Source organism: Loktanella sp. F6476L, assembly GCF_023015725.1.
Taxonomy (GTDB): domain Bacteria; phylum Pseudomonadota; class Alphaproteobacteria; order Rhodobacterales; family Rhodobacteraceae; genus Yoonia.
Window position 1 is genome coordinate 1 of record NZ_JALKAR010000001.1, and the last position, 24,200, is coordinate 24,200.

General features: G+C 53.5%; 24 protein-coding genes. 11 read left to right on the forward strand and 13 right to left on the reverse strand.

The features are described from left to right. The first annotated feature begins 616 nt into the window (after positions 1-616). Positions 617-1,102, forward strand: coding sequence for a cold shock domain-containing protein (locus tag MWU61_RS00005; RefSeq protein WP_247125748.1), 486 nt, complete (start codon positions 617-619; stop codon positions 1,100-1,102). Positions 1,103-1,494: 392 nt separating this feature from the next. On the opposite strand, the gene MWU61_RS00010 is transcribed toward MWU61_RS00005, so the two are convergent. Then, complete coding sequence (locus tag MWU61_RS00010; protein ID WP_247125749.1) at positions 1,495-1,998, reverse strand: DUF2938 domain-containing protein; 504 nt, start codon at positions 1,996-1,998, stop codon at positions 1,495-1,497. A 72-nt stretch (positions 1,999-2,070) separates the two neighbouring features. Between MWU61_RS00010 and MWU61_RS00015 the strand changes: the two genes are divergently transcribed. Then, positions 2,071-2,484, forward strand: coding sequence for a helix-turn-helix domain-containing protein (locus MWU61_RS00015; RefSeq protein WP_247125750.1), 414 nt, complete (start codon positions 2,071-2,073; stop codon positions 2,482-2,484). Positions 2,485-2,979: 495 nt separating this feature from the next. Here the strand turns inward: MWU61_RS00015 and MWU61_RS00020 are convergent, their stop codons facing one another. Then, positions 2,980-3,225, reverse strand: a complete 246-nt coding sequence (locus tag MWU61_RS00020; protein ID WP_247125751.1) for a hypothetical protein — start codon at positions 3,223-3,225, stop codon at positions 2,980-2,982. A gap of 172 nt (positions 3,226-3,397) precedes the next feature. On the opposite strand from MWU61_RS00020, the gene MWU61_RS00025 reads away from it, so the two are divergent. Continuing rightward, on the forward strand, positions 3,398-4,504 hold the full coding sequence (locus tag MWU61_RS00025; RefSeq protein ID WP_247125752.1) for a hypothetical protein: 1,107 nt from the start codon (positions 3,398-3,400) through the stop codon (positions 4,502-4,504). 278 nt (positions 4,505-4,782) lie between these two features. Here MWU61_RS00025 and MWU61_RS00030 read toward each other — a convergent pair whose 3' ends face one another. From MWU61_RS00030 to MWU61_RS19840, 5 genes are all read right to left on the reverse strand, one after another. Then, positions 4,783-5,718 carry a HAMP domain-containing sensor histidine kinase gene (locus tag MWU61_RS00030; RefSeq protein WP_247125753.1) on the reverse strand — a complete coding sequence of 312 codons (936 nt, stop codon included), beginning with the start codon at positions 5,716-5,718 and terminating at the stop codon, positions 4,783-4,785. Positions 5,719-5,762: 44 nt separating this feature from the next. Beyond that, positions 5,763-6,443 carry a response regulator transcription factor gene (locus MWU61_RS00035; protein WP_247125754.1) on the reverse strand — a complete coding sequence of 227 codons (681 nt, stop codon included), beginning with the start codon at positions 6,441-6,443 and terminating at the stop codon, positions 5,763-5,765. Between the two features lie 10 nt (positions 6,444-6,453). After that, a complete protein-coding gene (locus tag MWU61_RS00040) occupies positions 6,454-7,998 on the reverse strand; it encodes a DUF4173 domain-containing protein (protein ID WP_247125755.1) in 1,545 nt (514 codons plus the stop codon). A 117-nt stretch (positions 7,999-8,115) separates the two neighbouring features. Then, a complete protein-coding gene (locus MWU61_RS00045; protein WP_247125756.1) occupies positions 8,116-8,595 on the reverse strand; it encodes a DUF2269 domain-containing protein in 480 nt (159 codons plus the stop codon). After that, on the reverse strand, positions 8,592-9,749 hold the full coding sequence (locus MWU61_RS19840; protein ID WP_247125757.1) for an SDR family oxidoreductase: 1,158 nt from the start codon (positions 9,747-9,749) through the stop codon (positions 8,592-8,594). Before MWU61_RS19840 ends, MWU61_RS00045 begins: the two co-directional genes overlap by 4 nt. A 1,058-nt stretch (positions 9,750-10,807) precedes the next feature. Between MWU61_RS19840 and MWU61_RS00055 the strand changes: the two genes are divergently transcribed. Then, the gene (locus tag MWU61_RS00055; RefSeq protein ID WP_247125758.1) at positions 10,808-12,193 is read left to right on the forward strand and encodes an IS1182 family transposase; all 1,386 of its coding nucleotides are present in this window, start codon (positions 10,808-10,810) and stop codon (positions 12,191-12,193) included. Positions 12,194-12,769: 576 nt separating this feature from the next. On the opposite strand, the gene MWU61_RS00060 is transcribed toward MWU61_RS00055, so the two are convergent. The 4 genes from MWU61_RS00060 to MWU61_RS00075 are packed head-to-tail and all read right to left on the reverse strand — an operon-like array spanning position 12,770 to position 15,722. Then, positions 12,770-13,330, reverse strand: a complete 561-nt coding sequence (locus tag MWU61_RS00060; protein WP_247125759.1) for a TetR/AcrR family transcriptional regulator — start codon at positions 13,328-13,330, stop codon at positions 12,770-12,772. A 7-nt stretch (positions 13,331-13,337) separates the two neighbouring features. Then, positions 13,338-14,399: an FAD-dependent oxidoreductase gene (locus tag MWU61_RS00065; protein WP_247125760.1), complete on the reverse strand. Its 1,062-nt coding sequence runs from the start codon at positions 14,397-14,399 to the stop codon at positions 13,338-13,340. Positions 14,400-14,402: 3 nt separating this feature from the next. Then, positions 14,403-15,071, reverse strand: a complete 669-nt coding sequence (locus MWU61_RS00070; RefSeq protein WP_247125761.1) for a cupin domain-containing protein — start codon at positions 15,069-15,071, stop codon at positions 14,403-14,405. Positions 15,072-15,101: 30 nt separating this feature from the next. Then, positions 15,102-15,722, reverse strand: a complete 621-nt coding sequence (locus tag MWU61_RS00075) for a glutathione S-transferase (protein WP_247125762.1) — start codon at positions 15,720-15,722, stop codon at positions 15,102-15,104. Positions 15,723-15,958: 236 nt separating this feature from the next. Between MWU61_RS00075 and MWU61_RS00080 the strand changes: the two genes are divergently transcribed. Both MWU61_RS00080 and MWU61_RS00085 read left to right on the forward strand, forming a co-directional pair. Continuing rightward, positions 15,959-16,588, forward strand: coding sequence for a TetR/AcrR family transcriptional regulator (locus tag MWU61_RS00080; protein WP_247125763.1), 630 nt, complete (start codon positions 15,959-15,961; stop codon positions 16,586-16,588). A gap of 21 nt (positions 16,589-16,609) precedes the next feature. Then, the gene (locus MWU61_RS00085) at positions 16,610-17,542 is read left to right on the forward strand and encodes a hypothetical protein (RefSeq protein ID WP_247125764.1); all 933 of its coding nucleotides are present in this window, start codon (positions 16,610-16,612) and stop codon (positions 17,540-17,542) included. 43 nt (positions 17,543-17,585) lie between these two features. Here the strand turns inward: MWU61_RS00085 and MWU61_RS00090 are convergent, their stop codons facing one another. Then, positions 17,586-17,915, reverse strand: coding sequence for a methylglyoxal synthase (locus MWU61_RS00090; RefSeq protein WP_247125765.1), 330 nt, complete (start codon positions 17,913-17,915; stop codon positions 17,586-17,588). Between the two features lie 61 nt (positions 17,916-17,976). Continuing rightward, complete coding sequence (locus tag MWU61_RS00095) at positions 17,977-19,020, reverse strand: GntR family transcriptional regulator (RefSeq protein ID WP_247125767.1); 1,044 nt, start codon at positions 19,018-19,020, stop codon at positions 17,977-17,979. Between the two features lie 242 nt (positions 19,021-19,262). Between MWU61_RS00095 and MWU61_RS00100 the strand changes: the two genes are divergently transcribed. The 5 genes from MWU61_RS00100 to MWU61_RS00120 all read left to right on the forward strand — a co-directional run bounded on the left by MWU61_RS00100 (position 19,263) and on the right by MWU61_RS00120 (position 24,191). Continuing rightward, a complete protein-coding gene (locus tag MWU61_RS00100) occupies positions 19,263-20,267 on the forward strand; it encodes a tripartite tricarboxylate transporter substrate-binding protein (protein ID WP_247125769.1) in 1,005 nt (334 codons plus the stop codon). 67 nt (positions 20,268-20,334) lie between these two features. Then, entirely contained in the window at positions 20,335-20,766 is a 432-nt protein-coding gene (locus MWU61_RS00105; RefSeq protein ID WP_247125770.1) for a tripartite tricarboxylate transporter TctB family protein, read from the forward strand. Positions 20,767-20,778: 12 nt separating this feature from the next. Further along, a complete protein-coding gene (locus MWU61_RS00110; RefSeq protein ID WP_247125772.1) occupies positions 20,779-22,320 on the forward strand; it encodes a tripartite tricarboxylate transporter permease in 1,542 nt (513 codons plus the stop codon). A gap of 50 nt (positions 22,321-22,370) precedes the next feature. Continuing rightward, positions 22,371-23,441, forward strand: a complete 1,071-nt coding sequence (locus MWU61_RS00115) for an isocitrate/isopropylmalate dehydrogenase family protein (protein ID WP_247125774.1) — start codon at positions 22,371-22,373, stop codon at positions 23,439-23,441. A gap of 84 nt (positions 23,442-23,525) precedes the next feature. After that, positions 23,526-24,191, forward strand: coding sequence for an aspartate/glutamate racemase family protein (locus MWU61_RS00120; RefSeq protein WP_247125776.1), 666 nt, complete (start codon positions 23,526-23,528; stop codon positions 24,189-24,191). The last annotated feature ends 9 nt before the right edge of the window (positions 24,192-24,200 follow it).

The following is a 24,200-nucleotide window of genomic DNA, read 5'->3' on the forward strand; positions in this document are numbered from 1 at the left end:
TAGCCCACTGGTCAATGCAATCCGCACCGCATCTTGGCGAAATTCGTCCGTACGTTTCAGTCCCATAGTTCATCTCCTTTGTTGCAGTAAATGCTATCAAAGGAGCGGCATCAAACCGCGACAGGTCCATTTTATATCACTGATTTACAACCCAATGACGGGCTACTCATAACTTCGAGAAACAAGGCAACAGAACTGGTAACCGAAAAACATTCACTCAAGACAGACTAATACCGAACTCGGTACGACCGCTCGTATACATGCGCCGATCAACTGTGAGGAGATGTCCTTTAGTACAGGCACAGATAAGTTGCGCAAATCGGCACGATACAGTGAGGTTGCGTTCGGGCTATTGAGGATAGGCACTGTTAAATAGCTGGGAACGTTGAGGGAAACAGCTGGTGAATGAATTCGGCTGGAGTCTTAAACACTGGGAATCTTCAAAAGTGGCTAAAAGCAGTTAATGCTGAAAGCTCTCCGAGCGGAACCCTAGCAGTACTCAACTGAATATTCGGTCCGATATGCTGTCATTTGCCATCGTTCGCCCTATATGTGCCCAATCCCCTGGCTCCACTTATAGTTGAGCGGAGTCCTGACCAAAGAGAAGGAGTGCGCAGTGAATACGATAGTAAACGATATGGAGGTTGCAGACGGTGGGCGGGTCGAAGGCACAGTTAAGTGGTTCGATTGTATAAAGGGTTACGGATTCATCTGCGTGCCCGGCGTGCAAGGAGATATCTTACTGCATTTGAATGTTCTTCTTCAGGTCAATAGGTCATCGATCAGTGAAGGGGCAACCGTACTATGCAAGGTATCAGGTGAAGCGGGGCGTCTTCGGGTAACCGAGGTTTATGGGGTCCACCCAGTGGAACAGTTTGATCAATCCACTTTGACGTTTCAACCGGCGCGCGTGAGATGGTTCTCGAAGTCCAAAGGTTACGGGTTCGCAGTCGTTTTTGGAACGACCGAAGATATCTTCGTAGGGCAAGAGTCTATGAAGTCGTCAGGTTTCGGATCACTGGAGGCGGGTGAAGCGATCTCAATTGTTGTGGAGCGAAGAAAAGACGGTTTAGCAGCACTCAAAGTCGCACCATGGCAATAACAATTGCCCCAAACCGCTGTTCGCGCTAGCGCCGCGATTTAGCAACTTGGCAACTAATTGATGTTTTACTTTCGCTGTAGCGACAGTGGTATCTCGAATAAGACTGAGGCGGGGTCCACGAATGACGTGATTGGGGAAAAGTAGCCGCACCACAACAAGAACCATGATGCGAATTCAAATTAAAGCTGCGTCAGTGAAGTAAAAAAATCTAAGGCCAGCTTCGTCCTCGACCTGTGAGTTGCTCTATTAAGTCTCCCTGCACGACGTTCGAACGGTCACTACCGGCATTAGCTGCGCGATGCACTGAGGTCTGCTTTGCGGACGAAGTTAGCTTTCGCTGCGGCTACGCCTGATAGCTGCTTTTGGTAGAATTCGACAGTCTGTTTTGCTGATCAATACCACGATGTTACATGCAGCCAAATCACCCCGGCCACGTAAATTCCCACACCAAAGGACAAATGGGCGATCAAGCTACGTTGTCGTGCAACCCATGGGGATGGGGTCTTTGAGGCTGCTACTCCAAACCCGAAAGCGGGCTGCATCACGAAGAAAGGTGCACAAAGACTTAGCACTCCGATCAAGAGCGGGTTCAGCAGATCAGGGGCGAGATACCAATCTGTCCTAATAATGAACAGCATCATTAGAACAAAAAAAACGCCAATACTGTAGTGAAACAGCCAGCCAATGGCGCGTTCATTACGTTGTGGAGGAGACTGCAAAATGGTGTTGTGGAAGAACTGGCCCGTCAGCAGTCCGATGATCCACCTGCCAACCAGTGCATAGTTAAGACTAGGTATTTTGAACAAATACCGTTGAAGCCATGCAAAAGCATCCATGAATGCAGTTGCGCCAATACCAATAACAACAGCGGCAATGGCTGTGTCTACGACGTCCATAGCGTGTCCTTTTCTTGTGTTGAAAGACGAAAGACGTTACTTCTGCCACTTCAAGTTAGCTTGAGGTCAAGTATGAAAACCATCGATATCGCCGAACTTTCTCAGCAAACCGGACTCCCAGCATCGACGCTGCGATATTACGAGGAAAAGTCCTTGATCAGCGCAATTGGGCGAAGAGGGCTTCGACGACTGTTCGACGCGAGTGTCTTTCAGCGTCTTGCCCTCGTGGCATTGGGCAGATCGGCAGGTTTCTCTCTGTCAGAAATCTCAGCGTTCCTATTGTCAGATCATAAGTCACCCATTGATCGCGACGCATTGCGAGCAAAGGCGGATGAGGTTGATCGCCAAATACATACGCTGCAACAGGTTCGTGAGGGTCTTTTGCATGTTGCTCAGTGTCCAGAACCAAGCCACTTAAAGTGTCCTCGGTTTCAACGAATGATGCGTATCGCCGCCAAAAAACAGGCGCGAGCGGTCAATCGTTAGCCGACCTTCGAGCACGTTGCAGCATCAAGCACTAAGGGCTCCTTCGAGACCTTCGCCGCAGACATCAGGAATGGCAGGTTCGGGGACCACCGCTGTTCGCGACATCGTTCATGAACCGTTACAATGCGGAGTTTTGGGCCGTTGAACTTTTGGATCGTTGTGGGCATTGATTGTGGATGGATCAACGTTTTTTATCTTGCCCATGTTGCAATTTTCCGACTCTTTCAGAACGCGGAGTCTACGAGATCTGTACCGTCTGTTGGTGGGAAGACGATGGGCAAAACGAGGACTCGGCTGACCATGTCTGGGGTGGACCCAATGGCCCATACTCATTGGCGAAGGCGTGCGCTAACTTTCAAAAACACGGACACATGTATGATGTAGGTGAGGGTATCGAAGTGGTGGAAAATCCTAGCCAGGAACGGGTCAATCTTCTCAGCTATGTTGTCTCGGCCGACAACGGGAATGACCTCGACCAAGAGACTCTTTTGAACCTCATGAACCTAGAGAGACAGGCGCGATGATTTGGTAGATCGGGTTCACCGCCGCCGTTAGCCGCCCGACACGATGCGACCAAACGAGCAGGATCTGACCTACGGGCACCGCCCGTTGCTGCAATTCACGGCACTGTGCCACTGCAACGGTGGGGCCGGCCATTCCGAACCTTCGCTGCGACTGCAAGATATCAGCGCAAATGAACTCGCGATCTGTGGACAAAACAGACGTTGGTTGAAAATGCATCAAGGTCCTTTTCTCCCATAACTAAGGGCCTTTTCTACAGCGTGACCCAACGAATGACCTAAACGATGGCCAGCTATACATGCAAACTGGTGAAATCCCAGATTCCACAAGGTTATGGACAACTTTGATGGGTCCGCTAAGAAATGTTGCATTCCACAAATAGGAGATGGGCATGTACGTGCGTTTGGCTAACATTCTTTCTGGACTAATTACCGTGTCGGGCGGTTACGCCTTAGCGCAGGATGTAGATATCGATGCATGTTTTGCCAACAAAGACGCTGCATGCCTTGAAACGTTTTTTGCAGATATTGTTACCAACAATTCCCCGGAAAAATCGCGTGCGATGTACCTGTTGGGCGTGTTGCAAGAACAGGCGGCTGAATATGCGACTGCGCAGGAAACCTACATGATGAGTGTGGGTTTTGGTGGCGGAGATGAACCCAACGATGCGCTGAAAGCCTTGTTTGCAAGCCAGCCCGAGGTCTTTGATGACCCAGCGGATTGTTTTCAGATCGAAAGCGAACAGTGTTTTCAGCAGATCATTGAAAATGACGCCGGCGAAAGTGGTCTCAATGCGAAGTTCCTACTGGGTAGTTTGCTTTTGGATAGCAAGGACGAAGCTGCGCGTGGGATTGCGCTGTTGGAAGAAGCGGCCAATGGGGGCCACCGCACCGCGCCATGCGTGCTACAAGAGGCATTCGGTTCTGATGGACAGCAGGTGGCTGGAAATTACGATAAGTTCGTGACCTTCGGACGTCAGTGCGGCTTGGATGACCCTTTGCCGCAACTCGATGACAGCCATTATTCAGAATATGAAGGCAAAAAGGACAACAAAGCCTATGCCATAAATGAACGCGGCGTTTCGTCTTACAGTAGTGGCATAGCCACCCCAGAGATCGCAGCCCGCTTGGCACTTGAATACTGCAATTCATCGCCACATCGTCGGTCCGACTCTGCAGTGTGCCAAGTCGTAAACATCAACGAGGTTTGGGTGGATAGTCCAGAAACCAGCGAAATTCCGGATTTTTCTGGCGGCATAGATGGCTTGATTTCATTGTCTGCGAAAGAGTCGTACAGCAACCAGTATGTCCAAGAGGATGACCCCAAGGTCTTTGTCCAATCCAGAAGCGGTTCGTGGCAGTGGCAATCTGCAGGCAGCAGTGGCCGGACAATCGAAGACCTTACCGAACGGGCTTTGGAAAGATGCAATAGCGGTTGGCAAAAGCGGTTGGGGTATCCGTGCGAGGTTATCAACGTAAACGGCGAATGGATAGACTGACAACACGCTGCTCAAATCTAAAGCAGTTGTTGAAGGTTTTAGGCTCCGAGGCGTAAATGGACATTAGCTGCATTGCAGAAAGTCGGTAAAATGGGCTCTCACCCGCCGTTCGCCGCGCAGCTCATAAACGGCTGGCCTAAGGTGAGTTGTCTTTTGTTGAATCCCGTATCAACTGGTTATGCGCAGGACAAAGCGCCATTGGCTGTCAGCTTGCAAATGACCGATCTGCAAGTTGTATTGTATCAGGGGAAATCGCCGGTAAGTTCAGAAACATGATTTCATTTAAATTCTGACCTGCCAAAACGAATGCAAAAAGTGGCGCCTGTGGTCGTCGGTAGATGTCGAATGTCGGCTCCATGGGCCCGCAGTAGATTTTTAACAATAGACAGTCCCATGCCGGTCCCACCTTGGTCACGCCGAGTCGTAAAAAAAGGTTCAAAGAGGCGATCCACATTGCCAGGGGATATGCCTGTGCCATTGTCTGTCACGGTAAGAACTGCGTAATCGGAAAGGTCCTGGGATTTCAGTTCTATTCTAGTCGCATCGTGCAAGACAGCATTTGCGACAAGGTGGCCCAAAACGATGCCCAATCCTGTTTGCTCTAAAGGAAGTAATACCGAACCCCCAATAATGTCGAAATCGATTTCACCATGTTCCACTTCCAGTTTGCTGCGCAAATCGTTCAATGTTGATGACCCAATATACCGCACTTCTCTCGCTCGTACGATGAGTTGCATTGCTTGGAGCTGATCCTGCATTTGAGTGCTGGCTCCGGCAATCTGATTGACCAAGTGCAAGTCGCCTTGCGATAGTCCGCCTCCTTCTTGAAGTAACTCTGTCGCTGCTCGTATGGCTGCAACCGGCGTTTTCATCTCATGTGAAACATGATCCGAAAAGCTGCGGATCGTCGTTTCGCGATTGTGCAACGTCTCCGCCATTTCCATTACACTGACAGCCGTTGCTTGCAGCTCGGTTGTGCCGAAGTGTACGGGGGCCATGGTGTCATCAACAGGGGCACTGCGTGATTGCGTCGCGAACCGTTGAAGATCTGTCATTGGTCGCAAGAGCACGCGCCATAACATCCAGCCAAGCACACTTGTCGCAGCCGCGATGACACATGCCAGTAAGACGGCCGCATCACGAAACCCGATGGCTGGGCCTAGGTATCGGTAAGCGATCAGCCCAGCAAATGACAAAGCCAATGTTCCGCTCAAGGCCCCACCCAAAACAAGGGCCAAGCTTGGTCGCCACTTTTGGGTCATGTCAGATCAGATCTCATTCGGAATCCAACGCCGTGGACGGTTTCAATTGCGTCTTGCCAGCCTGCTTTGGCCAGCTTTGATCGGACATTGCGTAGGTGACTGTCCAAAGTGCGATCTGAAACTTGTGATCGTTCGCCCCAAATTGCATGGATTAGCTGGGTTCTGCTTTGCACCGACGCGGGCCGACGAGCGAGCATTCCCAACAGATCAAATTCGGTCGCGGTCAATGCAATTGTTGTCGCACCTATCTGACATTTATGTGCTGACACGTCCAATGAAAGTGGGCCGCAGGTTAACGTTGTTTCCGCCCGTACGCCTGCTGCGGTACGTTTGAGGATGGCCTTGACCCGTGCTACCAATTCTCGCGGGCTGAAGGGTTTTGTGACGTAGTCGTCCGCGCCCAATTCGAGCCCAAGAACCTTGTCAACTTCGTCATCGCGGGCAGTTAGAAAAATTATCGGCACGTCGGATGTGAACCGAATGCGTCGACAAACTTCGAAACCGTCCATCTCGGGCAGGCCAATATCCAGCACGATTAAATCCGGGGCTTCGCGCGCCGCTTGTGTCACGGCGATTTGCCCATCGCTTGCGGTGATCACGGTATATGTTGCCCGTTCCAATGCCAGTCTTACCAATTCGCGTAGCCTGGGATCGTCATCAACTAATAAGATTTTCATCTAAACAATCCTACCGAAGCACTGACGCAGGTAAATAGCGATTTGTGCGCAGCAAACGAAAGTCAACATCTCGCCAGTTACTCGTGAGATGCCTTTTCCCAAAGCAGCTTTGCAAACGAGAAGGGGGCTGGATATTGGGAGAGGCCTCCAAGCCATTGACTAACGCTTTAGAAGCGGTGGGTCCAAGACCACAAACGTAGCTCCAATCAACAGTCCCTTCGTTCGTTGGATCAGCTGCCCGCTGCAAAGTATGCGTAGCAATAATGCTTGCGAAATTCACAAATGCGCAAACATAGAGCGTCCCTAAACCCAAGGCTGCAAGGCGGAAGAGCAACACGAGCGATGAACGTTCGCGCAGCACGTGCCACAATACGACAATCAGTCCGCTCGCGACTAACGCCATCCAAATAAAGGCATAAATTCGCAAATATGTCAGGCCGTATTCCGCGACGTAGAGATCAAGACGCAACGCCGCAGACAACGTAAGCAGTACGTTCTGTCCAACCCACAGCAACAATAACGGTTTGATTAACCCGTTTTCTCGCAAGAATGGATGAGCCGCGAAGGTGAATAAACCCGCAAGCATTGCAGTGACCAACAAGGGGTAAGCACCGCGATGGGCGTATGTCGCGTAACTCATATCATCCGGCAAGGCAGTGCCGCCCAACAAGATGGAGATATCGAGTAAGCTCTGCACCGCTAAAAACAGGTTGAAAATGACCAAGGCGCGTAAGACGGAACCCGCATTCAATCCGATGTTCGTTCTAATACTTGGAACAGACAACACGGTGGGTGCCGAAGGCATGGGCGGGTTGATCAACGGCCAAATCAACAGCCCCAATCCGCACCACAAAACAACGCGATTAATTATGCTAATGAGGTCCAAATCAGCTTGAAAAAGGTTGGCAATAGATTGTTCTAAAACAGGATTTGCAGCCATCAACAGCCCGCCCAAAACCAAAGCGCCTCCGATAGGAAAAGCCCAGTTCTGCCAGAGCTTATGCAAGCGCGGAACAGCGGACATAGAGCCCGATCCGGTGCTATGCCGAAGTTCTGAAATGCGCCCGATCAAAACCACTGCACCAGCATATGGAACCCACGCTGCCAGTTTTGTTGCTGCGGCGATGATCAAGCTGGCGTCGCCTTCGCGAAGCACTTTCACCCAAGCCAATGCGACGATCGAGCCAGCAATGAGCAGGCCAACCGACAGAACCTGAACATGTTCAACGACGGGCAAAACCGACAGGCACATGAGAAATGTCGGCTTGAACAGGCCAGTCCGGTGACCGCTTTGCAATACTGAAACACCAAAGACCGCTAAAGCGAAAACTGCCAACGTAAAACCTGGTCGATACCCCCAAAATAAAAAATCGCCAAAGAGAACCAGAAAAATTAGACCCGCGCTGCCAAAAGGTGGCCGTACAGGCGATCCTAATTTAGGTTTTTGGCGTTTGGGCGGTTCGCATGTTGGCGATGCATCGGCGTCTGACGCAAGCCACCAAGCATCCATCGCTATGGAATGTGGTAGTCCGTTGACGGTGAAGGGTTTCGGCATCTCAATCTCCTATCTGCTGCTCGCCCGTTTCTAACGATACGGTTTGCAGACGGAGTGCAGGAGATATGCAGAAATTGTGCAGACGCGGAGATTAGCAAGCCACGAAGTCGAATTGCTTCAGAACACGATCACAGGCCGCACCAACATAAGCCAGAGCAAGGCTATAATTGCCAAGAAGGCCGGAATGCCGCATGCGAACCAGATTCGGAAAAGTCGCATGTAGCCCGGCGTTAAGGTTGAACCGGATTGCGCCGACTGGCGGGCCTCGTCGCGCATTTTTGCTTGAATAAAGATTACGGGAATCCAAAAGATCCCGATGAAAACATACAGCCCAAGCGAAATTCCAAGCCAGCCTTCCCAAAGTGGCCATCCAAGGTTCTGCGCTAAAATAATGCCTGTAACGGGTTGTGCGATCGCAGCCGTTGCTGTGAACAACATATCCGCAACGACAACAATGGCGGCCGTATGCGCGATGTTTGCAGCATCCTTGGTGAGATGGGCCATAACCATGAAGAATGCGATCCCGGCGCCGGTCCCGATCAAAACGCATGCACCTAAAACATGCAGCAAACGGATGACGTCAATCCAATCAATCATCGTGTCTCCAACGCAATGCGTGCGACCAAGGCCAAAGCAATGCTTGGCAAGACTTTCACCATTGGACCCAGCGGATCAAGCCAAAGGTCAGGCACAAACAAAGTAGATGCGGCCAAATAAAAGACACTAACCCCAATAGCGCACCAACACGCCATCTTTGCAGTAGGTCGATGTGTAAGCCCCGCAGCGATTGCGATATCGACCACAGCCCAGAAAAGCACGCTGGCAACCGCAAATCCACGTGACCATCCAACATCCTCTAGTACACCCGCGGCTGCATTTACGCTGATAAAGCCGATAACACCCGACAAGAACCAAAACATAACGAGCGTGGTGATGATAATAGGCGTCAGTAGCGCCATGCGCGCAAACAATCGATCCTCGGATCGTGCGGGCATACTTTCTAACGATTGTGTTAGCGATCTGACTGGAGCCGCACCAAATTTTGTCAAATCTGCGGGCGTTCCAGTCACGCCATCAGCGAGCACTTTAAGTGCGGTGCTTCTCAGTGGCGACCGCCAGCCGAGCCGAACCAATTGATCAGCAACTTTGGATACCCATCGTGTCATGACTTCCGGAATGACGATTTCACGTCTGGCAGGCGCAAATCCCAGCCATTGCCGCATCGATGCGACGACTTGGCGCAATGAATGGGCTTCAGATTCGACCAGATCCCCGACGAAACCACTTGGAATATTGCCTGCCAGGGCGACGCTCACGGCTTCGGCAACATCATCCAAAGCGACAGTCTGAATTTTGGTCTCAGGCATTGCGATGGGTTGAACTAAGGGAACAGCCGCCAGCATGCGCAACATAGTTGAGCCGCCATAACTATGCCTTGCCAAGACAAGTCCGGGTCTGAATATCTGATGATCCCCGCCAGCGGCTTGAATGGCCGCATCGCCTCGGGCTTTTGAGGTTAGAAACGACGTTGTTGCATGCAAATGAGCACCTGCCGCCGAAATCTGAATGACTCCCACATCGGCTGAAGCGCAAGCTTGTGCCATGGCGGCCACGGCATGATGATGGACAACCTCAAGGTCATCGTGAGGACCATTTTGCAAAGCGCCAGAGCAGTTCACGACTGCGTCCACGTTCTTTAGCAGCGGGCGCCAAGCAGAGACTTCGGTCAACGCACGCAGGTCGGCGGACACCCAGTTAATCGTTGGAAGAACACGTTTTCCGGTCTGCTATCCCGCATCCGATGAGCCCATATGCGCCAAGGATCAGAACGGTCTTTGTGGGCGGCGCTTTAGAAATGGAATGGCTCATTCAGATTCTCTACTAGTTAAAATGGTTTGCGAGCGATGATGTGTGGTTCGTCGCCCTGTCTTGAATACACAGTGCGGCGATTTTGCGAAACGCATCTGTATGCAGTTGCGGACATTAGCCGCACAGCAGAATTTGAATGAAATGGGCCTATTGTTGCCGTTAACTGTGCCGCCAGCGAAAAACCGGTTCTGCCGCGAAAGGCAACTTATGTTGGGCGAAAAGGCAATTTTGTTCCGTCGAATTACTGTAACCCTTTGATATTGGGTGATGTGAGAGGCAACTTTGGAGTGTTTTTGACACACTGTGTCGAAAACCGAGATAACTTGCCTTTTTGCGCGGTAAGTTGCCTTTTTCGACGTGCATCGGTGACCTTTCCTTTCAATTTGATTGCCATCGCTCGTTTCTCGCGTCCTTCAATCGTTGCAGGTTTCCAAGACAACGCACGCAGTGCGTTTGCTCTGAAACCTTGCCACGTGGCGAACGCGGGAGGGGGCGAGGCAGGTCTATTCGACAGCAGTGGTGCGGCCCGCAGGCGCTAGCCGAGGACCCGGTGCTGTCTAATGGACTTGCCCGAGGGGGAGGGCCGCGCCCTCACCCTAACGCTGTGCAGTGGCGTTCGGCTTGGCCGAACCCCCAACAGCCATAGAAGGACCAGGATCGCAGATCCGTTGCCCCAGCGACCGTGACCCGCAGGGCAGATCGGCGCGGCCTATGGACAGCATGAGACAAAGTAAAGGCACCGGATCTGAAAGAGACGATGCCCGACTATTGTATCAGCTGGCGATTGGTTGTGCCGTTCTGGGTGAAAGCTGCTCTTGGCAGCTGGAAGCTAGGGCGCGGTGACACATCCAAAGGATGGGGCGAATTCTGTTGAAAAGCGCTTGTTGATTTGAAGGTCTGCCTCTGATTCAATTTACCTGTGAACGCAGGGGGATTGACGATGTTAGGACCAAAGCAAGAGGCACAAAGCGCGTTGTTTTACGAGTTCTCGATTGATGACCATGTTCCCCAAGATCATCTACTGCGGTCGATTGACCGGTTCGTTGATCTGAGTGACATCCGTCAGTATTTGGCCGAGTTTTACAGCCACACGGGCCGCCCGTCGATTGATCCTGAACTGCTGATCCGCATGCTACTCGTGGGCTATTGTTCTGGTATCCGGTCAGAGCGCCGGTTGTGCGAAGAGGTGCATCTGAACCTTGCCTATCGCTGGTTCTGCCGCCTCGATCTGTCTGATCCAATCCCAAACCATTCAACCTTTTCCAAGAACCGACACGGGCGCTTTCGGGAAAGCAAACTGCTGCGCCACCTGTTCGAGAAGACTGTTGCACGATGCATCGCGGATGGCTTGGTGAGCGGGCAGCGCCTTGCCGCAGATGCCAGCCTGATTGAAGCAGATGCGAACAAACAGAACTCCACACCGAAGGAAGAATGGGATCGCAGTGCCATCGATCCAAACGATGCGCCACGTGCTGTGAAGGAATACCTCGACGTCTTGGACGATGCAGCTTTCGGAGCCGCCTCGGAAGTGGAACCCAAGTTCACGTCCCACTCAGATCCCGCAAGCCAGTGGACTGCTGCCCGTAAAGGCCCTGCACTCTTCAGTTATTCGACCAACTATCTGATCGACACCGATCACAGCGTCATCGTGGACGTTGAGGGCACAAGGTCTATCCGACAGGCTGAAGTGGGTTCAGTGCGCACCATGCTAGATCGGATCAAGGATCGGCATGACATTGCCCCAGAGCGATTGATTGCAGACAGCGCCTATGGATCAGCGCCGATGCTGGGATGGCTTGTAGATCGCGACATCAAACCCCACATTCCTGTGCTGGATAAAGCCGGTCGAACAGACGGCACATGGTCCCGCACCGACTTTGAATGGGACCCAGAGAACAACCAGTATATCGGCCCCGAAGGTGAGCCACTCAAACAGTTCCGCCGCAACTATTCTGATCCCAATCGCGGCCCTACAGGCAAAGGGGTCGCCAAATACCGCGCGTTGAAGCTGACTTGCCAAGCGTGCCCATCAAAAGCCCAATGCTGCCCAAATATGGACTTCCGCTCTATCACCCGCGAAGAACACGTAGATGCCCGTCAAGTTGCACGTGATATTGCCAAGACCAAACAGTACGTCATCTCAATGCGGTTGCGAAAGAAGGTCGAAATGCTCTTCGCACACCTCAAACGCATTCTGGGGTTGGGACTATTGCGATTACGTGGCCCATGCGGCGCAAATGACGAATTCCTCCTCGCCGCCACCGCCCAAAACCTCCGCAAACTAGCCAAGATCTTTCCTGCATCGCAGCAAACGGGCAAAGCCTGATAAGAAAGGCGCTCGCGCTCCGTTTGAAGCGCCACTTTCTGCACCAGCAACAAAGAGTTTTTCAACAGAATTGGCGGAAAGCCGACCTTCGCGGCATCTGCGAAAACCAATCGGGTTTTGGCCGAAAGAAGACACTCATAGTGCCTTTGCTGCAGATATCCTGGTGGACACTCCGTAAGATGTAGTTTGCAGTAGTTGGTATACCGAGTAGGTGTAAGCGCGTTGATGACATTAGCTCCCGAAGCAGTTTCCAGATAGATTGCGCCAAAGTTGATCGATGAACTTTACCTTTCTCAGTTTGTTTGGCGCAGCCAGTTCTGTATTTCGATTGTGATTGATGACTTCCGCCAAGCATGTTTGACCGCTGTTGTAGATCCATTTGCATCGCGTGAATGTGTGGCCTGTGGATCAAATTAAACCCTCGAGATATGTGGTCACCTTTGTCGTAGCTGAGAGTTGCCGGTGTCTGAGCATCGCCAAACTGCCGGCCATCCGAGCATTATCAACCATCGCGCGTTATTCAGGGCAGCAGGACAAAATCGGTTATTTGTTCGACAGGTGTGGCCGTGACTTACGTCAGCGGGCCAGCAGTAGCTTTGTCGCCTTGTCAAATGCGGCGAGGTCTTGCTCTGCGTGCGCGGCGAGATGTGCTCCTTCGAGCGTGGCGAGGGTTGCGTGTGCTTCCGCTTCAGGGGCGCTTATCGCTGAAATTGTGCCATCCAGTTTGCCCAGCTCAAACAGGGCCGTGATCCATGTGGTCATCATGGCGCGAAAGGCGACGATCTTGTCTTTCACCTCATCCGCAAGGCTGTCACGGCTGATAGTGAAAGCCACGCAAAGACACAGCGTTTCGCCGCCGCCCAAGGCATCGCGGTAAAAGGCGACCAAAGCGGCCAACCTGTCGGCGACGCTTTGGTGCCTTGCCTCTATATCGGTGCAGACCTGTTCGATAGACGCGTGATAACGATCCATCAGCGCAGCAGATAGGATCGCCTTGGTGGCAAAGTGGTAATGGATAGATGCCTTGCGAATGCCCGAGGCCTCGGCCAGATCGCCGTAGCTGAAGCCGTCAAACCCGCGACTGCGGGCGGCTGTTTCTGCGATGTCCAAGAGGCTTGTTCTGGTATCTTGTGCCACGTCGGTCCTAACTTTCCGGTCTGCTCAGCAGCACTAACGCATTTTCGGCGGCTTCCAAAGCCCCTTCCAAATAGCCCCCGAATTCCGGCGCGACTTCGGTGCCGCCAAAGATCAGCTTGCCGCCCCACAATCCGCTGAGCGGTGTCGGCAGGCCGTAGTCGGGATGGGCGTAGAGTGGCTGCTGGTCCTGTGCATTGGCTGTGAATGGATCAAAGGCCCAGTCCTTAATACTAAGGCTCACAGGGCGCGCGGCTTGCGCGCCGAAAAGGCGGGTAAGTTGCGAAAGTATCTGCTGTCCAAGCGCATGTTCATCCTGACGCGCCTGTGGCGGAATGCCGAGGAAGCCAAACAGCGCATAGGGGCCGCCTTGCGCAGGGGAGGCGTCGTGAATCTCTACCATGGGGCCAAAGCGGCTCATTGCATCGCCGGACAATCCGGCTTCGCGCCAGAAGGGCCGGTCATAGATGGCAATAGCCTTGGCATGGCCCGCCATCCATGTCGCGGTCTGGTGCATGGTTTGCATCGACGTGTCGGGCAGAGCGGGGGCATAGGTGATCTGCGCGGCGAGACGGGGTGGCAGCGCCAGCACGGCGCGGGTTGCTGTAATTGTGCGGCCATCGTGCAGCTGTGCGGTGAGTGTGTCGCCATGCTGCGTCAGGGCGGTGATTGTAGAGGATAGATGCAGATTGCTTGCTGGAATGCCCTTGGACATGCGTTCAATCAGACGGATCAATCCACCTTCAAGACGGTAGGACCCCTGCATGGATGAAAACCCCTGACCGCGTTGGGGCTGCCCCTGCGCATTCTCAAACATCAAATCGCCTTGGGCGTATTGATCAAAGCGCGTCAGCCCCAGATCACGGATCAGTTTTGCCATGCGCGGCTGACCGGGCCAGAACCACGCTGGCCCCATATCGAAAGTGGCCCCTTCATGCCGGATTGCCGCGATCCGCCCGCCAAGACGGTCGCGGGCCTCGGCCAAGATATAGCTGTGGCCGAGATCCGTCAGGCGGCTTGCAAGGGAAAGCCCCGCAAGCCCGCCCCCGATGATAAGGGTATCGGTGTGCATCCTTTACCCCTGCGGCGCCTTTGCAAAGGGCAGGTGGCCCGTTTTGATCCACAATTTTGCACCCTCGGGTCCGCCGACCGCCGACAGGGTTTCCCCATCCGGCAGGCGCAGCCAGTCGTTCTTGTGCAGCATGTCGCCGCAGGTTGTGATGCTGCCGTCAATAACCAGCACCTCAATGCCGCCCTGCGCTTGGGATGTCAGCGCCGCACCCGCATCAATGTGATTGTAGCTGATGACCTCGCGGTCGTCCTTGTGCAGGATCGCCGTCGCTACGCCATCGACGGGCGCGGCCAGTTCTTCCGCCATCGTTTTGCGGAACTGTGTGCGGTCCTCCATATCGAACTGCCACAGTTTGACGAAGATCGTGCAGCCCTCGGCCGAACTGGGCGTGTGGGATGTGGTGGGCGGATTGCGCACATAGGTGCCGGCAGGGAAATCACCATGCTCATCCTGAAACACGCCTTCCAGCACGATGAATTCTTCGCCGCCGGTGTGGGTGTGTGCGGAAAAGGCACTGCCGGGGGCGTATCGGACGATGGTTGTGGCGCGTGCCACCTCGCCGCCGATGCGGTCCAGCATGCGCCGGTCCACCCCCTTCATGGGCGAGGCCTGCCACTTTAACTGGTCAGAGTGAACGATTACGGGGCTGTCGAAATCTGCATTCAAGTTCATTGTTCAATTCCTTGTCGTGAAGGGGCGTGTTTAACCCGCGATGGACGGTCGTTCGGCGACTTTTGCGCGCCAAGCCTGAAGGTGTCGTAAAGATTGCGGAACATCCACCTTAGCAAAATCCGCAAAGGCCAGCCCCGCAAACGCCGTTATGTCTGCCGACGAAAAACTATCACCTGCAAGATAGTCATTGTCTGCCAGAACGCCATCAAGGTAAGCCATCGTCGAGGCCGCGACCTCTTTTTGCTTATTTCCCCATTCGGCGCATTGGTCTGTCTCTAGCTCGGCACCCAACCCCGGTGTCGCGTGATGGAAATAGGCCCCGACGGCGTTCAGCAAGCCAGCCTCGGCGCGGGCGTTCATCATGGAAATATGTGCGCGTTGCTTTGGTGTCGTGCCGGTCAGGGACGGGCCTTCATAGGCACCATCGATATATTCGATAATCGCATTGCACTGGGCGATGTGGGATCCGTCGTCCAGTTCGAGGCAGGGGACAGTCGCATCGGGGTTCTTTGCTTTGAACGCGTCGGTGCGGTGCTCGCCGCCCATAATGTCCACGGCGATGAACTCCGCCTGATCGGAAACGCCTTTCTCGGCAAGGGCGATGCGCACGCGGGCGGGGTTTGGAAATCCTTCGATGTCGTAAATCTTCATGGGTATCTTCTCCTGAGTTTCGAGTGTCTACCTATCGGTAGGTAGGCAAATTGCGCAAGTCACGAAATTGAGAGCACATGAACGAGGGAAGGCTATGCAAGTATCCCGTCGTGTTTAGGTGCATATGCAAAACGGGCATGGGCAAGACTTATGAAAAGTAGATGTCAGGCATTGGGCCCCGCGCGAAAGTCGGGGTGCTGCCTTGACATACCCCAATGCGCTCAGGCAGAAGAGAAATGAATATTCATTACTCTAATGGTTCCGATTTGGAACGCCTGTCGCCCGACGCCACACAAGCAAAAATACGCACCGCACTTGTTGAGGAAGTTGCGAAACAGGGGATCGGTGCAACCTCGGTCGGGGCCGTCGCCAAACGCGCTGGCATGTCCGCTGGAACGATCTACCTGCACTTCGAGAATAAAGAAGATATGCTTCGGAAGGTCTTTCTTCAGATCAAGGCCGAAATTCATACCCTTATGATGTCTTCGGCGGGCGACCCTGACGCCAAATCCATGATCCGCAAAATGTGGTTTGATCTGTTCGGATTTGTGGCGGCCCATCCGATGGACTTTATGTTCGTCGAATATGCAAGCGCGGCGCAGATACTAAGCAATGAACAGGCGCGAAAAGTAGCGGATATGCAGCTTGAAATCGCAGCACTGATCCAGCGTGGCAAAGATGAGGGCGCGATTGTCGATATGCCCGTCTCGACGATTACGACGCTGCTGATTGCGCCGGCAATGCAATTGGCCCGCTTGGGCGTGTCGGCCAGTGAACACCCTTCCGAAGAAACGCTTGGACAGGTGTTTGAACGTGTTTGGCTGTCGGTCGCAGCGAAACCTTCCCTTGGCAGCTTGCCCGACTGACGCTTCAAAAGGACGTAAGACATGAAGAAAACCCTCACCTCCCTCGCACTCGCGACGGTCCTCGGATTTAGCACCGCAACAACAGCATTGGCAGATGACATGACACCGACACAGATTAAAAACGGCTATTTGGAACACGGTGCGCTGGCACAATATCACCGTTGGTATCAGGTCTATGAACGCGCTGAGGGCGGGATCGACAATGCACTGGATATCCTTGCCGAAGACGTCGTTGTGACCTCGGGTTTGGGGGTTGCAAACGGGCACGAGCAATATGCGCAGAGGGTAAGCCAGCTTCCGCAAAGCTGGCAAAATGCACACCACGTCCGCGATGTTCAGGTCAGCATCAATGATGACGGGTCAATGGCCCTGACCGCAGATATCACATACCTTAACGCGGGTCTTCTGGAGGATGGCGGCATTCGGACGGCTGACCTGACCTACACAATGGCACTGGCCCCGACCGATAGTGTGCTGCCCAAATTTACCGAGATTACAATCGCGCAAAACTCGGATACTACAGCCGATGAATTCGTCGATGCCTATGCCGAGAACCGCCTGCGCAGCCTTGTGCATTATTGGTTGGCGCTGATCGAAGATCCGTCCCGCAACCCTGAACCCGTTCGTGAAATTTTGGCGGAGGGATTTACGCTTAACTTCTCGTCTGGCGCGATCACCGACTTTGCGGGATTTGAAGCCTGGCTTGCAGGTCCCGGGTCGCAGGTGGCCGCCAGCACGCATGTTATCAGCGAATTTTCTGTCATGGAAAATGCTGACGGCACCTATGCTATGATGGCCGATTTCGATTGGGCCGGCATCTTGCCCGATGGAAGCGAGCTGGTGGCGAAGACGCGGCATAACTGGGCCGTGACCAACGACGTGACTGAACGGTTTGCGCGTATCCTGACCGTTGATGTCGAAGTGCTTGAGCCGTTCCGACCACGTCCTGACTGATCTGCCGAACGTAGGTCTGACCCAAATCTCACGGGTGTTCTGATCAAGACCCGTGGTGAAACTGAGCAATAATGCGAGATGCGGTCGCTTCGTTGATCGCCAGGATCGTGTTGTAAAGAGTTGCAATTCTTAGCAAGGATTTAACGTCGACGTCGTGGGGCATGGCCGAGAGTGGGTCGATGAAAAAGATCAGAGCATCGAGGCGTCCCTCTGCAATCATCGCGCCAATTTGTGCGTCTCCGCCTAGCGGCCCGCTTTTGAGGCAGGTCATGTTTAGGCCCACTTCGCGTGCAAGTCGTCCACCGGTGGTTCCTGTTCCGTAAAGATCAAATTCTGCCAATGTCGAACTATGTGAGCGTGCCCACTCGATCATCGTGTCCTTCTTCTGATCGTGAGCGACCAAGGCGATTGATCGGAATTCAAAGTCTCTGGCGTTAGATGTGTTCACTAACTTGCTCCGCGTCTTGGGCCCAGTTTCGTGCCAATGGCGACTTGCGCTTAAGGGCGCCACTTAGGTGTTGGCGCATTCGATACGACGCGTCAGCAACATTGCCTGCTTCCAGATACGACAGGATTTCCAAGTGCTCGGTGCATTGCTCGATCAGGCGCTCGCAGTTCACTTCGGCGCGATACTCCATTAACCGGCGCATCCGGTTTACCCTTTGAAGGGCCATGTGAAAAAAGGGATTTCCCGATAGTTTGATAAGTTCCTCGTGAAAGAGCGCGCCGTTCTGAAGAAGAGCTTCGCCAGGTGTGCTGCTTAGATCCATATTCAGCATGCCTTCCTGAATACGGCGCTGTTCATCAAGGATCTTGTGATCCAGCTGAAAAGAGGGCTCCAGCATGGCTGTAGGTTCGATCGCCATCCTGAATCTGTAAATCTCGTCGAAGGCTTCAGGTGTCTTGGCTACTGGAAGAAGGCGCCACCCGTACCCTTCCTTGCGTTCTGCCCACCCTTCGCGGACGGCCCTGACCAGCAGATCGGCGGCTTTGGCTTTGGTCCAGCCGTATCGCTGCCGCAGGAATTGTTCAGCGACCTCTTCGGGGATCTGGTTCGTCAGCCAGTCATTCGCAAATGTTTGATAGTCGTCCGTATCTGTTGGTGCCGTATCTGCCAATCCGTCCTGATACGAAGCCGGAAGACTGTCTGCGACAAAGTACCCTCGGTTGGGCTGTCGGATTAAAACGTCTTGGATCGCCAGGCTTTCAAGTGCCTCTCTTACGGGGGTGCGCGATACACCATAACGATCTGCGATGTTCTGGGCGCTGATATGTTGCCCCCCCGACAGGGTTCCAGAGACGATGTCGTGCAACAACCGATTGGATATATTCTTGGAAAGCTCGCTGCTTCGTGCTGCCATCATGATCTCCGGTGTCGGTTGTTGCCGATTGTATCTGTGCTTAAGCATAAGTCCAATTTTTTGGTTTTGTATATGGTAAAAACCGAAAGGTGGCCGAAAATGGATTGTTTTCGCCAAATTTTTGAGTCCGCTACGGCTCTCTCGGGCCGGTTTCGTGGGCGTCTTGGCATCGAGAACGGCAGCATGAATTCCATGGGTTTGTGAATCTCTATGTATTTCAGTCTATTAGGTGCCCTTGCTGAGTTGTGGATGTCAGGATTTGGCTTTTTGACACCAAAAGAGCAAATTTCATTTGGCTTTTTGTGTGCAAATAAGCAATCATGACCCCAGTGCAAGATTCGCACTACGGAGGACAACACATGGGAGGACACAAGATGTTCGCAAAATACACTCGTATTGGCGCCGTCGCTTTAGCAGCGACTTTCGCTGCCGCAACTGCGTCTACTGCACAGGATTTTCAACCGGAAAACCCGCAGTGCATTGCACCATCCAACCCGGGTGGGGGTTGGGATTTTATCTGCCGTACAACGGCCCGCTACCTGTTTGATCTTGGCGTTATCGAAGATTCGATGCAGGTGACAAACATGTCCGGTGGCGGCGGCGGCGTAGCCTTTGCCCACGTCACCAAAGAGCGCAACGAAGACAACAACCTGATCGTCGCTGCATCAATGAGCACGAGTGCTCGGATTGCTCAGGGCATCTATGAAGGCGCTGTTCAAGAAGATGTTCACTTCCTCGCCACATTCGGTGCTGAATACGGCGCGATCGCCGTTCGTACGGATTCAGAGTTCACAAGCCTGACGCAAATGATGGACGCGATCCTGGAAGATCCGCGTTCCGTTGGTATCGCTGGCGGTTCATCCGTTGGCAGTTTTGATCACATCAAGCCAATGCTTGTTGCCCGCGAAGCCGGTTTGGAAGACGTCACACAAATGAAATACGTTTCATTTGATGGGGGCGGAGAGGCAATGACAGGGCTGCTTTCCGGTTCTGTTGAGGCGCTTTCGGGTGACTTCTCCGAAATGCTAGGTTTCTTGGACTCTGGTGATATCCGCATCATCGGCATCATGGCACCCGAACGCCTTGAGAACTTTCCCGATATCCCTACGGCACGCGAGCAAGGATATGACGTTATTGGGGCAAACTGGCGCGGTCTTTACATGCCAGCAGGTGCATCGGACGAGGCTAAAGAGTTCTGGTCAAATGCGATCCAGACAATGGCGGAAGATCCAGAGTTCCAAGCCACATTGGAAGAGGCTGCAATCGCGCCCTTCAACAACTTTGGTGAAGACATGCATAACTTCGTTGCCGGTAGCATCGCCGATATCGAAAAGCTGTCCCGTGAAATCGGCATCATCGAATAAAATCTAAATAATCTGGCCCGAACGTCTTTGTCTGTTCGGGCCTAACTCACACCTTGGGGAGGCAAGTATGAGTGATCGCATATTCGGCGGCTTTGGATTGGCCTTGGCCATTTTCTACATCTGGGCCGCATCAATTATCAAAGACAGCTTTATGGTCGACGTGGTGGGGCCGCGCGCATTTCCATATATAGTGGGCACTATCATCGCGCTTTGTTCGCTGTATTTCATCCTGCGTCCCGATGACGAACCAGACTGGCCTCACATGCGGGAATTCACGGAAATCGTCTTCGCAGCGGCGGTCATGTTCGCCTATTGCTTTGCCTTGCCAGAGCTTGGTTTCGTCATCTCCACAATCTTTGCAACAGCCTACCTGACCTGGCGTTTGGGGACAGCACCGCTTTGGTCGTTTGTCGTTGGATTTGGCACATCTGTTGGCATCTACGTTGTATTTCACCTGATCCTCGGCCTCGCTTTGGCCAAAGGTCCACTTGGTTTCTGAGGAGGTCAGCGCATGGATACTTTAGCACTTCTCGCCGATGGCTTTGCCATCGCCCTAACCCCGCAAAATCTGTTTCTGGCAGTCATGGGGTGTTTTCTTGGTACGCTTATGGGCGCACTGCCGGGGCTTGGCCCCGCGAACGGTGTGGCCATCCTAATCCCGATCGCTTTTTCACTAGGGCTGGGGCCTGTTGCGTCGTTGATCCTACTGGTTAGCGTTTACTACGGCGCGATGTATGGTGGCCGGATCAGCTCGATCTTGCTGAACATACCCGGCGACGAACCGGCCATGATGACCTGTCTGGATGGTTACCCAATGGCGCTGCAAGGCAAGGCGGGCGAGGCACTGTCCCTATCCGGTGTTGCATCCTTTGTCGGCGCGTTCTTTGCCACATGCGGGCTGGTCATTCTTGCACCGCAGTTGGTCAAGGTCGCCCTGTTGTTTGGCCCAGCCGAATATTTTGTTCTTTTTACTGTCGCCTTCGCGACGCTTGGCGGCATCTCATCGACCAATCAGGCAAAATCGGCCTTTGCGGCAGCCCTTGGCCTTGGGATTGCAATGATCGGCAGTGACTCGCAAACGGGGTCGCAGCGGTTCACTTTTGATCATATCCATTTGTACGACGGGATCGATTTCCTGATCGCTATTGTGGGCCTCTTTGCGCTAAGCGAGGTGTTCATTTTCCTTGAGCATCACCGCGGTGGGGCTGTTGGTTCGGCCAAGGCCACGAAAGTGGGGCGGATCATGCCTGACTTTGCTATGATCAAGCGTTGTATCCCCTCGATGGCGCGGGGCACGGGCCTTGGTTTCTTCTCTGGGGTTCTGCCGGGCGCGGGAGCATCCTTGGGATCATTCCTGGCCTATTCTCTTGAAAAGCAGACTGTTGACCGGGACGGTAAAACCTTTGGTAAAGGCGACCCGCGCGGCGTTGCCGCTCCAGAGGCGGGCAACAACGCGGCCTCGGGTGGCGCACTTGTTCCCATGCTTGCCCTTGGCGTGCCAGGATCAGGCACTACAGCCGTTCTGCTTGCCGTACTGTTGCAGTTGAATATCACGCCCGGGCCGCTGCTGTTCCAGAAAAATCCAGATGTTGTCTGGGGGCTAATCGCCTCGCTGTTCATCGCGAACTTTATCCTTTTGGCGATGAACATCCCGCTCGTCGGCATCTTTACCCGAGTGTTGATGGTGCCAACGCGCATCCTGATGCCTATCGTCGCGATGATCTCGTTCGTGGGCATCTACAGCATCACGGGTTCCAGCTTTGATGTGATGTTGATGGTTGCTTTCGGCATCATGGGCTGGGTGTTGCGCAAGCTCGATGTCTCGCTTGTTCCGGTGATCCTCGGGATTCTGCTGGGCAACCAGATGGAAGTGAACCTGCGTCGTGCCATGACAATTTCGGACGGCGACTGGTTGATCCTTGTGGGCAGTCCGCTTGCCATCATCCTTTGGGGCGTCGCGATTACCGGGTTCGTCCTGCCCATGCTGATGGGCCGTCGGATGAAAAAGCGCATGGAAGCTGCACGCAACGAAGAAGAATTCGTCGGCGACTAAGCCGGCTTGTAAATGACAACGGCCATAGTGCCGATCTAAGGAGACAAAAGATGCGTATTATGACACTACCCTGCGACGGTATTGGTCCTGAAATCATGGCTGCGACGCTCGAAGTGGTAGAGGCCGCCAACAAGCGGTTTGATTTGGGGCTGACTTTTGAGGAGGAGATTTCGGGCTTCGACAGTCTGAAGAAGCACGGGATCACCCTACAGGAAAGCGTGTTGGATCGCGCCCGTACCGAATTTGACGGCGTGATTCTTGGTACTCAATCGCATATGGACTACCCGCCCTTGGCTGAAGGAGGGCGGAATGTCTCCGCCGGATTCCGTATCGGGCTGGACCTTTACGCCAATGTTCGTCCGGCGCGGACCCGCGACTTTATCCCGAATAAGGCTCCGGGGATGGATTTGGTGATCATGCGCGAAGCAACCGAAGGTTTTTATCCTGACCGCAACATGTTCAAGGGCGTGGGTGAAATGATGCCTGACCCTGATATGGCGTTATCCGTGCGCAAAATCACCCGTCATGGGGCGATGCGGATTTGCCGCGAGGCATTTAAATTGGCGATGCAGCGCAAAAAGAAAGTCGCCGCCATCCACAAGGCCAATTCCTTTTTGATGACGGACGGATTGTTTTTGGAATGCTTCCGTGAAGTCGCCAAAGACTTTCCCGAAGTTGAGACTGAAGAGATTATCGTCGACGCCTACGCAGCGCTGCTGGTGCGCAAACCCGAAGCATATGACGTGGTTGTCGCGACAAACTTTTATGGCGATATCCTGTCTGATTTGGCATCAGAGTTGTCTGGGTCACTCGGGCTGGCGGGTTCGATCAATGCCAATGCTGAAACAGGCCTATGCTGTGCCCAAGCGCAACACGGTTCAGCGCCGGACATCCAAGGTAAAAATGTCGCGAACCCGACCTCGTTGATCTTATCGGCGGCGATGATGCTGAGTTGGCTGGGCGAACAGCGCGGTATTCAGAAACTCATGGACGCCGGTCAAGCCATATCCGACGCAGTCGACGCGACCATTGACGACCCATCCAAACGGACACGCGACCTTGGCGGCAATGTGAACTGTGACGCGTTTGGCTCTCTTGTGGCGCAACAAGTCGCGGCCTAAGGAACCTCCCTGTGGGTCGATGACCCGCAAAAACAGGTGGCGCTACATCATGTAGCGTCACCGCCTATTTTCAAGCTGATCATAATGACACCATCACCACGAATTGCCCTGATTCATGCCACACGGGTCGCGATAGAGCCCGTGGAAACAGCAGCGGCATCCCTTTGGCCCGAGGCCGAAACCATATCCATTCTGGAAGAGGGGCTTTCGGTTGATCGATCGAAGGCTGCGGATTTGTCGAAGGAATTGTCGGATCGCATCAAGGCGCTCAGCCATTATGCGCAAGCGGCTCATGCTGATGGGATTTTGTTTACCTGTTCGGCCTTCGGGACGGCGATTGCCCAAGCGAATGCACAAACCGATATACCCGTGATGAACCCTAATGAAGCAATGTTCGATGCAGCGCTTTCGCAGGGAGAGCAGATTGCGATGATCTATACCTTCCAACCAGCCGCAGACGGTATGGAAGAAGAGTTTCGAGAAACGGCTGCGGCACGAGGGATTGCTGCCCGCATCACATCATATTTTTGCGACGGCGCGTTGGATGCAAAACGGGCAGGCGACAATGACCGGCATAATCAGCTGATCGCCCAGACTGCCGCCGAAATCGAGGGGGCCGATGTCATTCTACTGGCGCAGTTTTCTATGGCGGGTGCCGCAGAGACAGTTCGGCAATCTGTCACCCTTCCTGTGCTCACCAGTCCAGAGTCGGCGATTCAGGAAATGCGCCGTCGCATTGCGACGAAATAGAGAGGACAC